The sequence below is a fragment of the Vibrio sp. Hal054 genome, from assembly GCF_037162405.1.
Classification (GTDB): Bacteria; Pseudomonadota; Gammaproteobacteria; order Enterobacterales; family Vibrionaceae; genus Vibrio; species Vibrio diazotrophicus.
In genome coordinates this window covers 3,219,230-3,239,304 of the sequence record NZ_JARLUT010000001.1, presented here as the reverse complement: position 1 = coordinate 3,239,304, position 20,075 = coordinate 3,219,230, and the positions used below count along the sequence as shown (strand labels likewise).

11 protein-coding genes, 6 tRNA genes, 3 rRNA genes, 2 pseudogenes and 1 riboswitch are annotated in these 20,075 nt (G+C 45.7%); of the genes and pseudogenes, 18 read left to right on the top strand and 4 right to left on the bottom strand.

Annotated elements, in window-relative coordinates:
• The first annotated feature begins 240 nt into the window (after nt 1–240).
• The 9 genes from P4S58_RS15120 to P4S58_RS15080 all read left to right on the top strand — a co-directional run bounded on the left by P4S58_RS15120 (nt 241) and on the right by P4S58_RS15080 (nt 5,848).
• Nucleotides 241–1,783: ribosomal RNA gene (locus tag P4S58_RS15120) — 16S ribosomal RNA — on the top strand.
• Nucleotides 1,784–1,850: 67 nt separating this feature from the next.
• Nucleotides 1,851–1,926, top strand: a tRNA-Glu gene (locus P4S58_RS15115).
• A gap of 1 nt (nt 1,927) precedes the next feature.
• Nucleotides 1,928–2,003 (top strand) — tRNA-Lys (locus tag P4S58_RS15110).
• Nucleotides 2,004–2,019: 16 nt separating this feature from the next.
• Nucleotides 2,020–2,095: transfer RNA gene (locus P4S58_RS15105), tRNA-Ala, on the top strand.
• Nucleotides 2,096–2,113: 18 nt separating this feature from the next.
• Nucleotides 2,114–2,189 (top strand) — tRNA-Val (locus tag P4S58_RS15100).
• Nucleotides 2,190–2,507: 318 nt separating this feature from the next.
• Nucleotides 2,508–5,395: ribosomal RNA gene (locus tag P4S58_RS15095) — 23S ribosomal RNA — on the top strand.
• 89 nt (nt 5,396–5,484) lie between these two features.
• Nucleotides 5,485–5,600: ribosomal RNA gene (rrf, locus tag P4S58_RS15090) — 5S ribosomal RNA — on the top strand.
• Together the 16S, 23S and 5S rRNA genes with 6 tRNA genes alongside form the textbook arrangement of a ribosomal RNA operon.
• 30 nt (nt 5,601–5,630) lie before the next feature.
• A tRNA-Asp gene (locus P4S58_RS15085) sits at nt 5,631–5,707 on the top strand.
• 64 nt (nt 5,708–5,771) lie between these two features.
• Nucleotides 5,772–5,848: transfer RNA gene (locus P4S58_RS15080), tRNA-Trp, on the top strand.
• Between the two features lie 354 nt (nt 5,849–6,202).
• Here P4S58_RS15080 and P4S58_RS15075 read toward each other — a convergent pair.
• Nucleotides 6,203–7,237, bottom strand: a pseudogene (locus P4S58_RS15075) (IS630 family transposase).
• A gap of 294 nt (nt 7,238–7,531) precedes the next feature.
• Here P4S58_RS15075 and P4S58_RS15070 point away from each other — a divergent pair.
• The 9 genes and pseudogenes from P4S58_RS15070 (at nt 7,532) to thiH (ending at nt 16,926) form a co-directional block, all read left to right on the top strand.
• Nucleotides 7,532–8,602, top strand: a complete 1,071-nt coding sequence (locus tag P4S58_RS15070) for a GGDEF domain-containing protein (RefSeq protein ID WP_245879058.1) — start codon at nt 7,532–7,534, stop codon at nt 8,600–8,602.
• Nucleotides 8,603–8,696: 94 nt separating this feature from the next.
• Nucleotides 8,697–10,073, top strand: coding sequence for a multicopper oxidase family protein (locus P4S58_RS15065; protein ID WP_102963065.1), 1,377 nt, complete (start codon nt 8,697–8,699; stop codon nt 10,071–10,073).
• 138 nt (nt 10,074–10,211) lie between these two features.
• Entirely contained in the window at nt 10,212–10,595 is a 384-nt protein-coding gene (gene crcB, locus P4S58_RS15060; protein WP_102954552.1) for a fluoride efflux transporter CrcB, read from the top strand.
• Between the two features lie 52 nt (nt 10,596–10,647).
• Nucleotides 10,648–10,746, top strand: a riboswitch (TPP riboswitch).
• A 110-nt stretch (nt 10,747–10,856) separates the two neighbouring features.
• Nucleotides 10,857–12,824 carry a phosphomethylpyrimidine synthase ThiC gene (gene thiC, locus P4S58_RS15055; protein ID WP_102963064.1) on the top strand — a complete coding sequence of 656 codons (1,968 nt, stop codon included), beginning with the start codon at nt 10,857–10,859 and terminating at the stop codon, nt 12,822–12,824.
• 3 nt (nt 12,825–12,827) lie between these two features.
• Nucleotides 12,828–14,030 carry a thiamine phosphate synthase gene (locus P4S58_RS15050; protein WP_102963063.1) on the top strand — a complete coding sequence of 401 codons (1,203 nt, stop codon included), beginning with the start codon at nt 12,828–12,830 and terminating at the stop codon, nt 14,028–14,030.
• Nucleotides 14,020–14,772 (top strand): annotated as a pseudogene (locus P4S58_RS15045) (HesA/MoeB/ThiF family protein); the annotation flags it as partial. The gene P4S58_RS15050 and the pseudogene P4S58_RS15045, both read left to right, overlap by 11 nt.
• 33 nt (nt 14,773–14,805) lie before the next feature.
• A complete protein-coding gene (gene thiS, locus P4S58_RS15040) occupies nt 14,806–15,012 on the top strand; it encodes a sulfur carrier protein ThiS (RefSeq protein ID WP_102963061.1) in 207 nt (68 codons plus the stop codon).
• A 4-nt stretch (nt 15,013–15,016) separates the two neighbouring features.
• Nucleotides 15,017–15,814 carry a thiazole synthase gene (locus tag P4S58_RS15035; protein WP_102963060.1) on the top strand — a complete coding sequence of 266 codons (798 nt, stop codon included), beginning with the start codon at nt 15,017–15,019 and terminating at the stop codon, nt 15,812–15,814.
• Entirely contained in the window at nt 15,814–16,926 is a 1,113-nt protein-coding gene (gene thiH, locus P4S58_RS15030; protein WP_102963059.1) for a 2-iminoacetate synthase ThiH, read from the top strand. Before P4S58_RS15035 ends, thiH begins: the two co-directional genes overlap by 1 nt.
• 137 nt (nt 16,927–17,063) lie before the next feature.
• Here thiH and choV read toward each other — a convergent pair whose 3' ends face one another.
• From choV to P4S58_RS15015, 3 genes are read right to left on the bottom strand one after another with little or no spacing between them, the layout of a single operon-like run.
• Nucleotides 17,064–18,248 (bottom strand): choline ABC transporter ATP-binding protein, encoded by a 1,185-nt coding sequence (choV, locus tag P4S58_RS15025; RefSeq protein WP_102963058.1) that lies wholly within the window; start codon nt 18,246–18,248, stop codon nt 17,064–17,066.
• Nucleotides 18,248–19,093: a choline ABC transporter permease subunit gene (gene choW / locus P4S58_RS15020; RefSeq protein ID WP_042490103.1), complete on the bottom strand. Its 846-nt coding sequence runs from the start codon at nt 19,091–19,093 to the stop codon at nt 18,248–18,250. Before choW ends, choV begins: the two co-directional genes overlap by 1 nt.
• A gap of 49 nt (nt 19,094–19,142) precedes the next feature.
• Entirely contained in the window at nt 19,143–20,072 is a 930-nt protein-coding gene (locus tag P4S58_RS15015; RefSeq protein ID WP_102963057.1) for a choline ABC transporter substrate-binding protein, read from the bottom strand.
• Nucleotides 20,073–20,075: the final 3 nt, after the last annotated feature.

The window sequence follows — 20,075 nt, the reverse complement described above, 5'->3', positions numbered from 1 at the left end:
CCTATCAATCTGTGTGGGCACTCGTTGATGAAAATCAAAGTTAAGTCTTTGTTCTTGTAGCAAAGCAACTTAGGTTTCAATGAACTGAGTGACCAATCAAGTCTTCTTTTGGAAACATTAGGGGTCTTGGCACAGTCAATTCATTACCATTCTGTTGGAATGGTAATAGCTTTAAAATTACGTCTTACTTTCGAGTAAGAGCAGTTTTGAAGTCAGTATTCGTTGAGCCGACAAAATCTTAAATTGAAGAGTTTGATCATGGCTCAGATTGAACGCTGGCGGCAGGCCTAACACATGCAAGTCGAGCGGCAGCACAGAGAAACTTGTTTCTCGGGTGGCGAGCGGCGGACGGGTGAGTAATGCCTGGGAAATTGCCCTGATGTGGGGGATAACCATTGGAAACGATGGCTAATACCGCATAATAGCTTCGGCTCAAAGAGGGGGACCTTCGGGCCTCTCGCGTCAGGATATGCCCAGATGGGATTAGCTAGTTGGTGAGGTAATGGCTCACCAAGGCGACGATCCCTAGCTGGTCTGAGAGGATGATCAGCCACACTGGAACTGAGACACGGTCCAGACTCCTACGGGAGGCAGCAGTGGGGAATATTGCACAATGGGCGCAAGCCTGATGCAGCCATGCCGCGTGTGTGAAGAAGGCCTTCGGGTTGTAAAGCACTTTCAGTCGTGAGGAAGGTAGTGTAGTTAATAGCTGCATTATTTGACGTTAGCGACAGAAGAAGCACCGGCTAACTCCGTGCCAGCAGCCGCGGTAATACGGAGGGTGCGAGCGTTAATCGGAATTACTGGGCGTAAAGCGCATGCAGGTGGTTTGTTAAGTCAGATGTGAAAGCCCGGGGCTCAACCTCGGAATAGCATTTGAAACTGGCAAGCTAGAGTACTGTAGAGGGGGGTAGAATTTCAGGTGTAGCGGTGAAATGCGTAGAGATCTGAAGGAATACCAGTGGCGAAGGCGGCCCCCTGGACAGATACTGACACTCAGATGCGAAAGCGTGGGGAGCAAACAGGATTAGATACCCTGGTAGTCCACGCCGTAAACGATGTCTACTTGGAGGTTGTGGCCTTGAGCCGTGGCTTTCGGAGCTAACGCGTTAAGTAGACCGCCTGGGGAGTACGGTCGCAAGATTAAAACTCAAATGAATTGACGGGGGCCCGCACAAGCGGTGGAGCATGTGGTTTAATTCGATGCAACGCGAAGAACCTTACCTACTCTTGACATCTACAGAAGCCAGCGGAGACGCAGGTGTGCCTTCGGGAACTGTAAGACAGGTGCTGCATGGCTGTCGTCAGCTCGTGTTGTGAAATGTTGGGTTAAGTCCCGCAACGAGCGCAACCCTTATCCTTGTTTGCCAGCGAGTCATGTCGGGAACTCCAGGGAGACTGCCGGTGATAAACCGGAGGAAGGTGGGGACGACGTCAAGTCATCATGGCCCTTACGAGTAGGGCTACACACGTGCTACAATGGCGCATACAGAGGGCAGCGAACTAGCGATAGTAAGCGAATCCCAAAAAGTGCGTCGTAGTCCGGATTGGAGTCTGCAACTCGACTCCATGAAGTCGGAATCGCTAGTAATCGTGAATCAGAATGTCACGGTGAATACGTTCCCGGGCCTTGTACACACCGCCCGTCACACCATGGGAGTGGGCTGCAAAAGAAGCAGGTAGTTTAACCTTCGGGAGGACGCTTGCCACTTTGTGGTTCATGACTGGGGTGAAGTCGTAACAAGGTAGCGCTAGGGGAACCTGGCGCTGGATCACCTCCTTACGTAAAGATTCTCTTGATGAGTGTCCACACAGATTGATTAGGTTTAGAAAGATAAGAGTATCTTAGTGTCCCGTTCGTCTAGAGGCCTAGGACACCGCCCTTTCACGGCGGTAACAGGGGTTCGACTCCCCTACGGGATACCATGGGTCGTTAGCTCAGTTGGTAGAGCAGTTGACTTTTAATCAATTGGTCGCAGGTTCGAATCCTGCACGACCCACCATTATCGCTTCAAGTATGGGGTTATAGCTCAGCTGGGAGAGCGCCTGCCTTGCACGCAGGAGGTCTGCGGTTCGATCCCGCATAGCTCCACCATCTTGATAGTGAAATAATGGGCGATTAGCTCAGTTGGGAGAGCACCTGCCTTACAAGCAGGGGGTCACTGGTTCGAACCCGGTATCGCCCACCATCTTTAAGTGTTTTTGAAAAAGAATATTTAAAAATGGTTTTCATAAACTCTTTGTTTATAAAAACTCTTGCTCTTTAACAATTTGGAAAGCTGACAGTTAATAATTTGATTAATTATTAACTATTAAAAGTTCTCAAATCCTAGATGACATAGTCATTTAGGTACCAATACACATTCAAGTGTTCTTGGGAATCTTACTTTATAAGTAAGTATTCATATTTGAGTCCGGCAAAATCGAAATGTCTCTCGCTCATTCAAATAATGAGAGACAACTAAACCTTGGTTGTTTGCCATACATAAGACCTCTTGGGGTTGTATGGTTAAGTGACTAAGCGTACACGGTGGATGCCTTGGCAGTCAGAGGCGATGAAGGACGTATTAACTTGCGATAAGCGTAGATAAGGCAGTAAAAGCCACTTGAGTCTACGATTTCCGAATGGGGAAACCCACTCACATAAGTGAGTATCATTAACTGAATACATAGGTTAATGAGGCGAACCGGGAGAACTGAAACATCTAAGTACCCCGAGGAAAAGAAATCAATTGAGATTCCGAAAGTAGCGGCGAGCGAAATTGGATTAGCCCTTAAGCTTTTAATGACACAGGTGAAGGCTCTGGAAAGTGCCGCGATACCGGGTGATAGCCCCGTAACCGACATGTCATTTTAAGTGAAAACGAGTAAGGCGGGACACGTGATATCCTGTTTGAATATGGGGGGACCATCCTCCAAGGCTAAATACTCCTGACTGACCGATAGTGAACCAGTACCGTGAGGGAAAGGCGAAAAGAACCCCTGTGAGGGGAGTGAAATAGAACCTGAAACCGTGTACGTACAAGCAGTAGGAGCCTCTTCGTGGGGTGACTGCGTACCTTTTGTATAATGGGTCAGCGACTTATATTCAGTGGCAAGGTTAACCGTATAGGGGAGCCGTAGGGAAACCGAGTCTTAACTGGGCGTTCAGTCTCTGGATATAGACCCGAAACCGAGTGATCTAGCCATGGGCAGGTTGAAGATTGAGTAACATCAATTGGAGGACCGAACCGACTAATGTTGAAAAATTAGCGGATGACTTGTGGCTAGGGGTGAAAGGCCAATCAAACTCGGAGATAGCTGGTTCTCCCCGAAAGCTATTTAGGTAGCGCCTCGGACGAATACTACTGGGGGTAGAGCACTGTTAAGGCTAGGGGGTCATCCCGACTTACCAACCCTTTGCAAACTCCGAATACCAGTAAGTACTATCCGGGAGACACACGGCGGGTGCTAACGTCCGTCGTGGAGAGGGAAACAACCCAGACCGCCAGCTAAGGTCCCAAATGATTACTAAGTGGGAAACGATGTGGGAAGGCTCAGACAGCTAGGATGTTGGCTTAGAAGCAGCCATCATTTAAAGAAAGCGTAATAGCTCACTAGTCGAGTCGGCCTGCGCGGAAGATGTAACGGGGCTAAGTAATCAACCGAAGCTGCGGCAATGCAATTTATTGTATTGGGTAGGGGAGCGTTCTGTAAGCCGTTGAAGGTGTGTTGTAAAGCATGCTGGAGGTATCAGAAGTGCGAATGCTGACATGAGTAACGATAAAGGGGTGAAAACCTCCTCGCCGGAAGACCAAGGGTTCCTGTCCAACGTTAATCGGGGCAGGGTGAGTCGACCCCTAAGGCGAGGCCGAAAGGCGTAGTCGATGGGAAACGGGTTAATATTCCCGTACTTCTTACAATTGCGATGGGGGGACGGAGAAGGCTAGGTGGGCCTGGCGACGGTTGTCCAGGTTCAAGTGCGTAGGCTTGAGAGTTAGGTAAATCCGGCTCTCTTTAAGGCTGAGACACGATGTCGAGCTACTACGGTAGTGAAGTCATTGATGCCATGCTTCCAGGAAAAGCCTCTAAGCTTCAGATTGTAAGGAATCGTACCCCAAACCGACACAGGTGGTCGGGTAGAGAATACCAAGGCGCTTGAGAGAACTCGGGTGAAGGAACTAGGCAAAATGGTACCGTAACTTCGGGAGAAGGTACGCTCTTGACGGTGAAGTCCCTCGCGGATGGAGCTGATGAGAGTCGCAGATACCAGGTGGCTGCAACTGTTTATTAAAAACACAGCACTGTGCAAAATCGTAAGATGACGTATACGGTGTGACGCCTGCCCGGTGCCGGAAGGTTAATTGATGGGGTTAGACTTCGGTCGAAGCTCTTGATCGAAGCCCCGGTAAACGGCGGCCGTAACTATAACGGTCCTAAGGTAGCGAAATTCCTTGTCGGGTAAGTTCCGACCTGCACGAATGGCGTAATGATGGCCACGCTGTCTCCACCCGAGACTCAGTGAAATTGAAATCGCTGTGAAGATGCAGTGTACCCGCGGCTAGACGGAAAGACCCCGTGAACCTTTACTACAGCTTGGCACTGAACATTGAACCTACATGTGTAGGATAGGTGGGAGGCTTTGAAGCGCAGACGCTAGTTTGTGTGGAGCCGTCCTTGAAATACCACCCTTGTATGTTTGATGTTCTAACTCAGACCCGTCATCCGGGTCGAGGACAGTGCCTGGTGGGTAGTTTGACTGGGGCGGTCTCCTCCCAAAGAGTAACGGAGGAGCACGAAGGTGGGCTAAACACGGTTGGACATCGTGTGGTTAGTGCAATGGCATAAGCCCGCTTGACTGCGAGAATGACAATTCGAGCAGGTGCGAAAGCAGGTCATAGTGATCCGGTGGTTCTGAATGGAAGGGCCATCGCTCAACGGATAAAAGGTACTCCGGGGATAACAGGCTGATACCGCCCAAGAGTTCATATCGACGGCGGTGTTTGGCACCTCGATGTCGGCTCATCACATCCTGGGGCTGAAGTCGGTCCCAAGGGTATGGCTGTTCGCCATTTAAAGTGGTACGCGAGCTGGGTTTAGAACGTCGTGAGACAGTTCGGTCCCTATCTGCCGTGGGCGTTGGAGAATTGAAGGGGGCTGCTCCTAGTACGAGAGGACCGGAGTGGACGAACCTCTGGTGTTCGGGTTGTTACGCCAGTAGCATTGCCCGGTAGCTAAGTTCGGAATTGATAACCGCTGAAAGCATCTAAGCGGGAAGCAAGCCCTGAGATGAGTTCTCCCTGGCACTTTAAGTGTCCTAAAGGGTTGTTCGAGACTAGAACGTTGATAGGCAGGGTGTGTAAGTGCTGTGAGGCATTGAGCTAACCTGTACTAATTGCCCGTGAGGCTTAACCATACAACACCCAAGGGGTTTTGTGGGCTCAAAGCAAGAACAGAATTGAATGTGTAGAGAACATTAACAGCTTTCCGAATTTTAAAATTTTGCTTGGCGACCATAGCGATTTGGACCCACCTGATTCCATGCCGAACTCAGAAGTGAAACGAATTAGCGCCGATGGTAGTGTGGGGTCTCCCCATGTGAGAGTAGGACATCGCCAGGCTTTTATTTAGCACCAAGCGCTAACCAATGCGGAGCGGTAGTTCAGTTGGTTAGAATACCGGCCTGTCACGCCGGGGGTCGCGGGTTCGAGTCCCGTCCGCTCCGCCACTTATTTAAAGAACCTCAGCTGAAAAGCTGAGGTTTTTGCAAATCTAGAGAATAGAAATTCTGCAGGGGTGTAGCTCCAATTGGCAGAGCAGCGGATTCCAAATCCGCGTGTTGGGAGTTCGAATCTCTCCACCCCTGCCATTATTAGAAGCCTCAGTCGATAGACTGGGGCTTTTTCACATCTGTCGTTTGGCTAGTTGCTGTAACACTCAATTGATAGAGCAGCGGATTCCGCCAATGCCAAAAATCAGTGCGTGCTGGGAGTTCGAATCTCTCCACTCCTGCCATTATCAGTAGCCTCAGTCGATAAACTGGGGCTTTTTCACATCTGTCGTTTGGATAGTTGCTGTAATGCTCAATTGGCAGAGCAGCGGATTCCGCCAACACCAAAAATCAGCGTGTGTTGGGAGTTCGAATCTCTCCACTCCTGCCATTACTAGAAGCCTCAGTCGAAAGACTGGGGCTTTTATGCACCTGTTATACCAATCTGGAAAATTAACTGGTCAGGTCTATCCATCTTCTTGAGCACATTTTGGTGACTCTTTTAGGGCTATCCAAAAAACGATTCCATGCATCGCAGATTTTGGCGATGATATCGTCGTAATCAGTAAAAGATTGGTTGGCTAAATAGCGTTGCCTCAACCAACTCCATACTTGTTCGATAGGGTTTAGCTCTGGAGAATAGGGGGAAGTTTGATGACACTGACATTCTTAAAGTCATTGGTAATGTCTTCTGTATGCCATCCTGCCCCATCCATAACAACGACGGCGTGACGTCCCTTCTCCGTGACTGCCGATATTTGTTTTAAGTGCTCTATCATGATGTCTTTACTAACCCAAGGGACAACGATAGCCTCACCAATTCCTTTGCTGGGACAGACTGAACCGAACAGATAGGCATACTCAAATTGTTGTTGCTTCACGGCTCTTGGGCGAGTTCCTTTTTCAGCCCATAAACGTGTGGTCGTGTTTTGTTGCCCAAATCTGGCTTCGTCCTGAAACCAGACATCGACACACTCTAAAGCTATATGTCCCGGGATCTTAAGGATCGTTTCGATTTTGAATTTTTTTAAAATCGTCTTGTGTTTGTTGAGATTGTTTGGGGTGTTTTGAGCGGGAAGTTATCCATGAAAAGCCCATGTGGTCGAGCAGGTAATAGATAGAATCAGGGTGGTAGTGCTGGCCGAATTCTTTCACAATATAAGCGTGGATGTCGGCACCAGTCAGTCGTCCGCCTTGTGTATCATTGGCTTTATCTTTTATGTATTGGCTCAATTGCTCTTTTTGCTCGGAAGTTAAGAATGGCGGTCTTCCAGTTCTTGGCTTTTCTTGTAGCCCTTCCAGCCCTTCTTCAAGAAAAGCTTGAACCCACTTATTGACACTGGTTCGACTTACCTTGAGAAACTTGGCGATTTGTGTGCGTGATTGCCCATCTTTGAAATGAGCGAGGGCCAGCAGTCTCATTTTCATCTGGATGGATTTCTGCTGGCTTGCGAGCTTTTTAAAGTCGATATTATTGAGGCTATCCATAGAGAATCAGTTTTATTGTTGGATGGCCTCAATTAGATCACATTTTTACTTAGATTGGTATTATTTGGATAATAGGGATTTATTGAGTAGTAGGTGATATTAGCCAGTGGATCGTAGGCTTCTACAACAGTAATGAAAATATGCTTACCTAATTGGTTACTTTGTTATCATTAATATCGGTGATATTATCGCCCCACTTGCTTACATAAACGCCATACCGTGATTTACTCAGCCTCCGATCTAATTATCTTTGCTAGCGTCTTAAACAATATTCTCTGCAGTGTTGTTGGATGTTTGTTCTTATTACAAATTCGTAGTGGTTTGTCTGGTTATCAAAGACTCTCTGCATCGTACTTTTTCTTATTTTTTCTGTTGTTAGGTTCTGCTTTTTTTGCAATGGCTATCCGCTCTTGGGTTCCTCTTGGCTATTCTGTATTAATTAATAATGCGCTCTATATGAGCGTGGCTTATCTGCTCTTATTTGGCACTCTAAGCTGGTATAAGAAACCAATAAAGTCTTGGCTATGGAAGCTTGCTGTTATCCATGTTCTTGCTTATACGGCTGTTCAGTACGTAGTTTACTATTACTGGCCCGGAACCCTTCAGTTAAGAGTTCAGTTAGCTTTCTTGAACTTTATTATGGTTTATCTCCCTGCATATTGGGTTTGTTATCGGCATCGTCACCAAAACGGAAGAGGTGAGCGCATGTTGGCGCTCTCTGCTGTGGTTTGTATGGTTGCCGCTAGCTTTCCAACTATCGCTTTGGGAATAACTAACAGTCCTGATTACTATCGTGTGGCCGTTGTTGTAACTCAGAACATTGTATGTTTCTTTTTGCTTGGTTCATTATTGTCGCTGTTTTTGTTTAAGCAGATCGATTGGCATTACGAGCGCTCTATCCGTGATGAACTGACGGGGTTGTACAATAGGCGCTATATCAATGAACGTATTTCTCAATCTTTATCCAATTCTGGCTCTCGAGGCGTCATCGCAGTTGTTGATATCGACCATTTCAAGAAGGTAAATGACTCTTTTGGGCACGATGTTGGTGACAATACGCTTATTGCAGTCTCTAACATCCTTAAATCATTTATGGGACAGCAAGATCTGATTGGTCGTTACGGTGGCGAAGAGTTTGTTCTTTTTCTTTCTCAGAGCGATTCTGAGAGTGTTAAAACGCTTTTAGAAGAGATACGTAAGGCTGTTGAAACCAAAGCCTCCTTAATGCTTCCTAACCCCGTTACTATCAGTGTTGGTTATAGCGAAGTTAGTAACGGTGACACTCTACACAGTTTATTCAGCAAAGCGGATTCGGCGCTGTATATGGCGAAACGCAACGGCAGGAACTGCATCATTAAAAAATAGATGGGCTAGAGCGATTTAATGTCCACTGTTGTTTACATTGTGATGAGAATAAGTTTTATTAACACTTTGTTGTGTTGCTTTACCTGAGGCAGAAATGGATATTACTCGTCGTCGTTTTCTTTCAGTTAGTTCAGCTCTTGGGCTATCTACGTTATTACCTGCCTGTTCATTGATTCGAACTGATCAGGAAAGATATGTTTATGAACTTACAGCGGAAGCTTCTTCTGCTGAGATCGTTCCGGGTTATGTAACTCCTGTTCTTGGCTTCAACGGTTCAATACCTGCTCCGACAATACGCTGTCGTCAGGGGGAAAAAGTGACCATTCGTTTTACCAACAAACTTGATGAGGCGACAACAATCCATTGGCATGGTTTGCGTATACCTATTGGTATGGATGGTGTTCCATTTCTAAGCCAGAGGCCGATTATGCCCGGAGAGACATTCGTTTATGAGTTTACTCCACCGGATGCGGGCACCTTCTGGTATCACCCTCATATGAACAGCGTAAAACAACTGGGGATGGGACTGGTTGGTCTTATCGTGGTGGAAGAAGCGCAGCCAGTCACTTTCGATCAAGAACATGAGTTAGTTCTTAAACATTGGCATCTTGATAAAAAAGGCCAATGGAAGGACTTGATGATTCCACGCTACAGCGCTCGCATGGGTACTCCGGGGGAGTGGGGAACGGTAAATGGTATTCACAATCCTAGTTACGATGTGCAGCAAAATGCCAGTGTCAGATTGAGAATTGCTAATGTCGACAACACGATTACTTATCCAATTGCTGTTGAAGGTGCTGAAGCGTGGGTAGTGGCTATTGATGGTAATCCGATTAAAACGCCTTATCCTTTAAAAGAGCATAAGATTGGGCCGGGAATGAGAGTGGACATCGCTTTTATTGCGCCTAAGGCTGGAAATGTGGTTTACGTGCGCCAGATGAAAGGAAAATTCCCGTTCCCACTGTGTGAATTTAAATGTCAGCAATCAAAGCTACCCGAAGACACCGAGATCCCAGTTTTGCCTCTCAATCCGATTCCTAAGATTGATTTGGCCAATGCTCAATCCATAGACTTCGTTTTTGAGTGGGAAGGTGCCGTTTCTCCTGCTGATGAAAGTGGGCATGCTGTACCTAATTTTTGGCTGATGAACAAACGAGCTTGGGAAGGAATGAGCGCCAATAATATTCCTGCACCACTCGCTAGTTTAGAACTTGGCAAAACGTATATTTTTAATCTCAAAAATGTCACGCAGTATCATCATCCTATTCACTTACATGGACATACGTTTACCGTGTTAGAGTTGGATGGAAAACCTGTCGATGCTCCTTTTCATACAGATACAGTATTGCTTGGAAAAAATGGCTCAGCGAAGGCGGCGTTCGTTGCCGACAACCCAGGTCGATGGATGTATCACTGTCATGTGATTGAACACATGAAAACGGGTTTGATGGGATACATCGAAGTTGCTTAAAGTGACTCCTGTAACTTTTTAAAACTATTCAGTTATAGAGGGTAATTCCTCTTATTATGAGAACATTATTTTCATCATTTTTGACTCTTTTGTGCTCAATAAATCAGTACAATGGCTGAAATGATTTTGGGAGGGTACATGGGGCAATTTTCAATTTTGGGTCTTATTGCGATCGGTGGTGCGATCGGTGCGTGTTCTCGATACTTAGTATCAGAAATGTGTGTCACTTTATTCGGACGATCTTTCCCATATGGTACGTTAACCGTTAACGTGGTCGGCTCATTTATTATGGGGTTGCTGATCGCTGCAGTAGAGAATGAGTGGCTGGCTCCTTATCCTTGGCGACAAATTATCGGTTTAGGTTTTCTTGGTGCACTGACTACGTTTTCTACTTTCTCAATGGATAACGTACTTCTTATGCAGCAAGGTGCGTTTGTGAAAATGGGTTTTAACGTGCTACTAAATGTATTGTTGAGCATTTCAGCCGCTTGGCTTGCTTATCAATGGTTAATAAAAGGTTGATTAAAAACTCTACTTTTGTTCTTGGTTAACTAAGTTTCTTTATCTATAATCGTTTCACTTGTCGGAGTGCCATAAGGCTGAGACCGTTTATTCGGGATCCGTTGAACCTGATCTGGTTAATACCAGCGAAGGGAACAAGAGAAGAGCCTCTTTCTAGATTGGTTGGCGATAAGCCCCAAACCTAAGATCCGTCTACTCATCTCTTATTGACACATTTTTCCGCCAAGCATTTATCCCTAAAAACAATACAAGGAAAATGCTATGTCGAGTCGCAAACAAGCAAGACTGGAAGCAAAACAGTTTATCGAGAACCTCTCAGTTCAACCTTATCCAAATTCTAGTAAGACCTATGTCGTTGGCTCTCGTGCCGATTTACGCGTACCGATGCGTGAGATTTCACTTGCTGATAGCTTAATCGGAGGAAGCAAAGAAGCTCCGATATTTGAGCCTAACGAACCAATTTGTGTTTACGACACTTCTGGTGTTTATACCGATCCTGAACATGAAATCGATTTATATAGCGGGTTACCTAAGCTAAGAGCTGGCTGGGTTGAAGAGCGAAACGATACTGAAGTTCTGCAATCGATGAGCTCTGAATACGCTCAAGAGCGTCTATCAGATGAAACATTGGACGAGCTGCGCTATGGCAATTTGCCTTCGATTCGTCGTGCCAAAGAGGGGAAACGCGTTACTCAACTGCATTATGCTCGTCAGGGTATTATTACTCCTGAAATGGAGTTTATCGCGCTGCGAGAGAACATGGGTAATCGCCGTTACCAAGATGAACAACTCAACCAGCAGCATTCAGGACAGAGTTTTGGTGCAAATCTGCCAAAAGACATAACTCCAGAATTCGTGCGCAAAGAAGTGGCTGAAGGGCGCGCGGTGATTCCATGTAATATCAACCACCCAGAATCTGAACCTATGATTATAGGCCGTAACTTCTTAGTGAAAGTAAACGCCAACATTGGTAATTCGTCTGTGAGCTCTTCAATTGAAGAAGAAGTAGAAAAGCTAGTATGGGCGACTCGTTGGGGTGCTGATACGGTTATGGACCTTTCTACTGGCAGAAATATTCACGAAACACGTGAGTGGATATTACGTAACAGCCCGGTTCCGATTGGTACTGTTCCTATGTATCAAGCTCTGGAAAAGGTAAACGGTGTAGCTGAAAACCTGACTTGGGAAGTGATGCGCGATACCTTACTTGAACAAGCGGAGCAGGGGGTCGATTACTTCACGATTCATGCTGGTTTGCTTCTTCGATACGTACCTATGACTGCTAAACGCGTAACCGGTATTGTCTCTCGTGGCGGCTCAATCATAGCTAAATGGTGTCTGGCTCATCATCAGGAAAATTTCCTTTATACCCACTTCAGAGAGATTTGCGAAATCTGTGCGAAGTATGATGTTTCGCTTTCGTTAGGTGATGGTTTACGCCCAGGCTCGGTTGCTGATGCGAATGATGAAGCGCAGTTCGCTGAGTTAAGAACACTTGGCGAGTTAACCAAAATCGCTTGGGAATATGATGTTCAGGTTATTATCGAAGGCCCTGGTCATGTTCCGATGCATATGATTAAAGAGAACATGGAAGAGCAGCTGAAGCATTGCCACGAAGCGCCTTTCTATACTCTTGGTCCTCTGACGACAGATATTGCACCCGGCTATGATCATATTACGTCTGGTATCGGCGCTGCCATGATTGGTTGGTATGGCTGTGCCATGCTTTGCTATGTCACGCCAAAAGAGCATTTAGGACTTCCTAACAAAGAAGATGTAAAAACAGGGCTTATTACTTATAAGCTTGCTGCTCACGCTGCTGACCTTGCTAAAGGGCATCCAGGCGCTCAAGTTCGCGATAACGCTTTGTCAAAAGCTCGTTTCGAATTCCGTTGGGAAGACCAGTTCAACCTGTCTCTCGATCCAGTTACGGCGCGAGCCTTCCATGACGAAACACTTCCTCAAGAGTCTGGGAAAGTTGCTCATTTCTGTTCTATGTGTGGTCCTAAGTTCTGTTCAATGAAGATCTCACAAGAGGTTAGGGAATACGCGAATAACAAAGAGCAAGTTGCCGCTGATCAAGCCATCGAAATCAAAATGCTGGATGACCCACTGCTATTTGAACAAGTGGATCAAGGTATGCGTCAAAAATCTCAGGAGTTTTTGCAGTCAGGTTCTGAGCTTTACCATCCAGCAGTCAAACAGAACTCTGTCGTTACGGAGGAGTAACTTGTGAAGATACTTATCCCATCTCATTGCCTTGAGTTTACGGGAGAAGTTCAACAAGTTTTGCTGCTCGCAGCTGAGCAGGGTTTCAATATCAGTCACATTGAGTTGGGCGTAAGCCCGACCCAATGTATTGAACTTGTTGATACAGAGACTTCTCGTTTATACAGCAATTTATTTGAATTAAGTTGCGACGGTGATCTAGAGAGTAAACTGACGTTCCTCTACGGGGGAGAACCTCAAGAGGTTTATCTACCTAATCTTGTTCAAATTGGCATTTCTTATGATGAACGTCTGGTAGATAGCTGGCTTCATCTAGATGAAACAACGCTCTTGATTCATAGTCATACCTTATCTACGAATCAATCTTGGCATCATTTTGCCTGGGTTGTAGCTTCTCTCGCTCTCGATTTTCCTCTGGAAGATGCCCTTGTTTTGAGTCGGGCTGCAATGAATGTTTCACGTGAAACATGGCCGACACAGTTCCAACATTTTCCGTTTATTGAGCAACCTGCAGTTTCTATTGCTCAAACAGGTTTCACCACTCTAGGTAAACAATCATTGGGTCTATACCCAGTCGTTGACAATGTTGAATGGATTGAAAGATTGCTTAAGTTGGGAATTAAAACCATACAACTACGGATTAAAGACCCGAGTGAGCCAAGTTTAGAACAACAAATCGCTAAAGCTATCCAGTTGGGTAGAGAACACAAGGCACAAGTGTTTATTAATGATTATTGGCAGTTGGCTTTGAAGCACAATGCTTTTGGTGTTCACCTTGGTCAAGAAGATGTACTAGACGCGGATTTGGAGCTTATCGCAGATAGTGGGGTGGCATTGGGGTTATCCACTCATGGCTATTTTGAGTTGCTACGTATCCATCAGCTATCACCGAGCTACATCGCCCTTGGACATATATTTCCTACCACTACTAAGCAAATGCCATCAAAACCACAAGGCTTAGTACGATTGAGTCTTTATCAAAAGCTGCTTGATAGTATGCCTTATGGCAAATCCATCGGAGTACCAAGTGTCGCGATTGGCGGTATTGATTTAGACAATATTCAGCAAGTGCTCGATCAAGGTGTTTCAAGCATTGCTGTGGTCAGAGCGATTACCGAAGCAAAAAATGTGGAAGATAACGTAAGAGAGTTGCAGTCAAAGTTTAGCCGCACCTCGAATAGACAGGAGGTGTTCGATGTTATCTGACAATGCCTTTTTACGATATCAACGCCAAGTATGCTTACCTGAGATTGGTGAATCAGGGCAACAAAAACTGTGTGACTCTTCTGTACTAATCATCGGCTGTGGAGGCTTAGGTAACTCTGCTGCTCTATACCTAGCTGCTGCAGGAGTCGGAAAGCTGGTTCTTTGTGATGATGATGAGGTAGAAGTTTCTAACTTGTCTCGTCAAATCGCATTTCGTAACCAACATGTATCAACACCAAAAGTAGATGCATTAGCGCAACAACTACGAGCTTTAAATCCAGAGTGTCATATTCGAACGGTACAACGACGAGCTGATAAGAATCTGTTGCCTTTGGAAGTGTCTATGGCGGATGTGGTGTTGGATTGTTCGGATAACCTAGAGACTCGACATCTTGTTAATCAGGTGTGCTTTGAGTGTCAGCTTCCACTTATATCAGGCGCTGCAATTGGTTGGAGTGGTCAGGTTATCGCTTTTGATTTTGCCGCACCAAACAAAGCAACTGGCTGCTATGCCTGTATGGTTCCTCGCGACTATACCGATCAACTGGGGAAATGCAGTGACCTTGGGATTATCGGTCCGGTAGTCGGAACGATTGGCAATCTACAAGCCTTGTTGGCCATTCAATATTTGGTTGAGTTGCCTGAGTTTAAAACTCATCAGTTAATGACGTTCGACGCTAAACACCTAGATTGGCAAAAGTGGCAGTTGATGGCAGATCCTGATTGTGAAGTCTGCGCAGCCAAAGAAGCCAATACCAATAACAATGGGGGTGATATGTCCATCACTGTAACCGTTAATGGCATTGTTCAGCAGATCAATCAGCAAACCACGCTTACTTCTTTGCAACAGCAATTAGATTTACCCGCAGTTGGTTGTGTCTTTGCCATCAATGATCAAATTATCCCTAAAGGCTTGTGGTCATCTCAGGTGCTCAATGAAGGGGACCGAATCTCTCTTTTTCAAGCGATAGCAGGAGGCTAACGTTATGTCGAACAACAGTCTTTCAGGTCAAAATGTACTAACAATTGCGGATAAAACATTTCGCTCAAGGCTACTCACCGGTACTGGCAAGTTTTCTAACCGCGATACTATGGCGAAAGCTATTCAAGCTTGCGAATCTGAATTGGTTACTATGGCCCTCAAGCGAGTGAATCTTGAGACTCGTGACGATGATATTTTGTCTCCGCTAATAGAAGCTGGTGCGAATCTATTACCAAATACATCAGGTGCTAAGTCAGCAAAAGACGCCATTTTTGCCGCGCATTTGGCTCGTGAAGCACTTGGCACAAATTGGCTTAAATTGGAAATTCATCCAGATCCAAAGTATCTGATGCCAGACCCAATAGAAACGTTGTTGGCCGCCGAGCAGCTGGTAAAAGATGGCTTTATTGTATTGCCATACTGCCATGCAGACCCTGTTCTGTGTAAAAGGTTGGAAGAGGTTGGCTGTGCTGCTGTTATGCCGTTGGGAGCACCTATCGGTACCAACAAGGGATTGGTATCCCGTGAATTCCTCGAAATTATCATCGACCAGGCGAATGTTCCTGTCATTGTTGATGCTGGAATTGGCGCACCCTCAGACGCTGCATTAGCAATGGAACTAGGGGCGGACGCTGTATTGGTGAATACCGCAATTGCTACTGCGGGTGATCCGATTGCCATGGCCAAAGCATTTAAACTGGCAGTGGAGGCGGGGCGAATTGCTTTTGAAAGTGGATTGGCTGGTCAGGTAAATCACGCTGTAGCGTCAAGTCCGTTTACAGAGTTTCTGGGAGGCGCGTGATGAGCTTTCTAGAGCGATTTAAACAACTCGACTGGGATGATATCAAGCTCTCTATATACAGTAAAACCTCTCAGGATGTCGAACTGGCGTTAAGCAAGTCAAAGCGAAATCTTGAAGATTTTAAAGCGCTAATCTCTCCTGCTGCAGAACCATACTTAGAGCAAATGGCGCAACAGTCTTACCTGAAAACTCGCCAGCGCTTCGGTAATACCATGTCATTCTATGTTCCGCTCTATCTATCAAATTTATGTTCTAACGATTGTACCTATTGTGGGTTTTCAATGGGCAATCGTATCAAACGTAAAACCTTAACTGATGATGAGATAGAGGCTGAAGTAGAAGCGATTAAAAAAATGGGATTTGATAGTGTTTTGCTGGTCACTGGCGAACATGAAACCAAAGTAGGAATGGATTATTTTCGAAGAACCGTTCCTCTGATTAAGTCTTCATTTAACTATCTGGCTATGGAAGTTCAGCCCCTAGATCAAGCGGAGTATGCGGAACTAAAAACGTTAGGTTTAGATGCAGTCATGGTTTATCAAGAGACCTATCATCCGTCGACTTATAGCAAGCATCATTTACGTGGTAAGAAGATGGACTTTCTATATCGCCTAGACACACCGGAGCGGTTAGCCAAAGCGGGTATCGATAAAATTGGGCTAGGGGCGTTGATTGGTTTGGAAGATTGGCGAACGGACTGCTTCCATGTAGCTGCGCATATCGACTATCTGGAAAAAACGTATTGGCAAAGCCGATACTCGATTTCCTTTCCACGATTAAGACCGTGTGCCGGAGCCATGCAGCCCAAATCTGTTATGAGTGATAAACAGCTTGTTCAGCTCATTTGTGCTTATCGATTATGGAATGGAGAAGTAGAACTCTCTCTATCGACACGTGAGTCTGCTAGTTTTAGAGACAACGTTTCAGTGCTCGGTATCACTAGCATTTCTGCTGCTTCGAAAACTCAACCCGGTGGTTACGCGAATTCGAATGTTGAGCTGGAGCAGTTTGCGATTAGTGACGAACGCTCTGCAAATGATGTGGCGTTGGCGATGAAGAGCAAAGGGCTGGAAGCAGTGTGGCAGGATTGGCATTTTGCCTATTCAGGATAAAAGCATCCCCTGACTATTCGATTTGAGCGATTGAGATCTTGAGATAGAGAGAAGAATAGAGACAAAAGATGTTTCACGTGAAACATAAAAAGGCGACCATAAAGTCGCCTTTTTCTTATAGAACTAAATCTACTAATCTAAGCAGCTTGCTCTTGCTGATACTTACCAAGTAGAGCGTGGTAGAAGTCATGGTCACTTAACGTTCCGACTAACTCTCCATTCTCTATCAACACAATAGGGTTACCAGTATGGTAGCGAATTTCGATAGCATCACGCATTTCGATATCTGGTGAAGCTACTACAAGTGAATCACTGGTTAATTCTTCGAACTTAGTCTGTTCGTTCCATTCAATCAGCTTCAGTTTTGGCGAAGAAGATACATTCCATTTGTTGTCGTTTTTCTCTATCCAAACATCAGCTTGTTGGCATATCTGCCAGCGACCAGATTCTTGCTTAAGTTCATCACAACTGTTCATTAAAGAGCGTCCTTTAAGGACATTTAATGGGTTGGTGTGAGAAACGAAATCTTGGACGTACTGAGTCTTCGGCTTGAGAACAATCTCTTCTGGCTTACCATATTGGATCAGCTTTCCTGATTCCATAATGGCGATACGAGATCCAATTTTCAGTGCTTCATCTAAATCGTGGCTAACAAACACAATGGTTTTGTTTAAGCGTTTTTGTAGGCTGAGTAGCTCATCCTGAAGTTGCGATCGAATCAATGGATCAAGCGCAGAGAAGGGTTCATCCATTAACAGAATATCGCTATCCATCGCGAACGCTCGTGCTAAGCCAACGCGTTGTTGCATGCCGCCTGACAGCTCATGTGGAAGCTTATCTTCCCATTCTGCAAGTCCAACCATTTCCAGTTTTTCACGTGCACGAGATCGACGTTCCTTTTTAGCTAGCCCCTGCATTTCAAGACCAAAGGCAACATTGTCCAAAACACTTAGCCAAGGCATGAGCGCAAACTTCTGGAACACCATAGAGACTTTATTAGTTCGTAGTTCTCGCAGAGTTGTTTCATTACATGTGGCTAAATCGATGCTTTGCTCTTTGTCCTGAACCACTAGAGAACCACGAGTAATTGGGTTAAGCCCGTTAATTGCTCGTAGTAAGCTCGATTTGCCGGAACCCGATAAACCCATAAGAACACAGATTTCACCTTGGTTTACATCAAGGCTTACGTTATCGACGCCAACAACTAAACCTGTCGCATCGATAATTTCCTGACGAGTTTTACCTTGATCCAGTAGCTCTGTTGCAGCGGCTGTTTGGTCACCAAACACGACATCCAGATTTTCGATATTAATGGTTTTCATTATGATACCTCTTTGCTGTTTGGTGCTTTACACAGGCGATCCAGAATGATGGCGACAAGTACAATCGCTAAACCCGCTTCGAAACCTTGCGAAATGTTTACCGTGTTTAATGCGCGAACAACTGGCTTACCTAAGCCATCTGCGCCGACTAAGGCTGCAATCACAACCATCGACAGTGATAGCATGATGCATTGGGTAATACCCGCCATGATGCTTGGCAGAGCGGCAGGAAGTTCGACTTTGTAGAGCAGTTTTGTGCGGTTAGCACCAAACGCTTTACCGGCTTCAATCAGTTCTTCCGGTACACGGGTAACTCCCAAGTAAGTCAAACGAATCGGCGCTGCAATGGCAAAGATGATGGTAGAAATCAGTCCCGGAACGACACCCAAACCAAACAATACCAGTGTAGGGATCAGATAGACGAAAGTAGGAACTGTCTGCATCAAATCCAAAATAGGACGCATCAGGGTGTAAACCCATGGACGGTGTGCCGCCATGATTCCGAGTGGGACGCCAATTAATACGGAAATCGTTGTCGCGGAGAAAACCATAACAAAGGTTTCCAGCATTTCTTGCCAGTAGCCAAGGTTTAAGATCAGCAACAGGGCTGCGATGATAAACACAACTAACGAAACACTGCGGTGCAACCACCACGCAATAGCGGCGGTTAAAAGAATAGGAGCGGCTGGTGGCATCCATTTAAATACATCAACCAACAACATAATGATGCTTTCAAGTAAGAATGAAATGGTATCAAAGAAACCAGAGGCATTAATGGTGAGCCAGTCGACCCCGGTTTCCATCCAACTTCCTAATGGGATTTTATGCTCAGTAATAATGTTCACGAGAATTCCTTATTTAGTGGCAGGGCATTTAGCCCCGCCAACCAGTTTGTTAAGCGTCTTTGTTCAAATATACGGTTACCGCTTCTATCGCTGGTTTTCCGTCTTTAGTGGTGACTTTCTGTAACCACTGCTCGATAGCTTGTGGGTTAGCACGCAGCCATTCCTGAGCCGCTTTTGATGGCTGTTTCTTTTCGTTAAGAATGGCTTCCATCAAAACGTTTTCCATATCAAGGCTAAATGAAAGGTTGTTAAGTAACTGACCCACGTTCGGGCACTGTGCTACGTAGTCTTTGCGTACGTTGGTATAAACGTTCGCACCGCCGTAGTTAGGACCGAAGTAGTCATCACCACCCGCGAGATACTCCATCTCAACATTGCTGTTCATTGGGTGTGGTGCCCAACCGAGGAATGCAATCCATTCGTTGCGGCGAACGGCACGCTTAACCTGAGAAACCATACCCGCTTCACTCGACTCAACCAGTTTGAAACCTTTTAGGTCGAATGCGTTGCTATCAATCATTGATTGAATGAGTCGGTTACCATCGTTACCGGGTTCGATACCGTAAATACGGTCTTTGAATTGATCAGCATGCTTTGCAATGTCGGCAAATGACGTTACGCCTGCGTCATAAACATATTTAGGTACGGCTAGGGTGTATTTCGCGCCTTCAAGGTTGGCGCGAATAGTTTCTACCGTTCCTGCATCACGATACTTGGCAATATCGCCTTCCATTGTTGGCATCCAGTTACCTAGAAAAACGTCGATATCGCCATTGGCCATAGAGGAGTAGGTAACTGGTACTGAAAGTAGGTCAGTCTTGGTTTGGTAGCCCAAACCTTTTAAAAGTTCGGTTGTGACAGCGGTAGTTGCTGTGATGTCAGTCCAGCCGACATCAGCGAAACGGACTGTTTCACAAGTGTTTGCATAGGTGTTGAACGACAGCATAGTTGCTGCTGCAAGAGTGATGACTTTACGCATGTT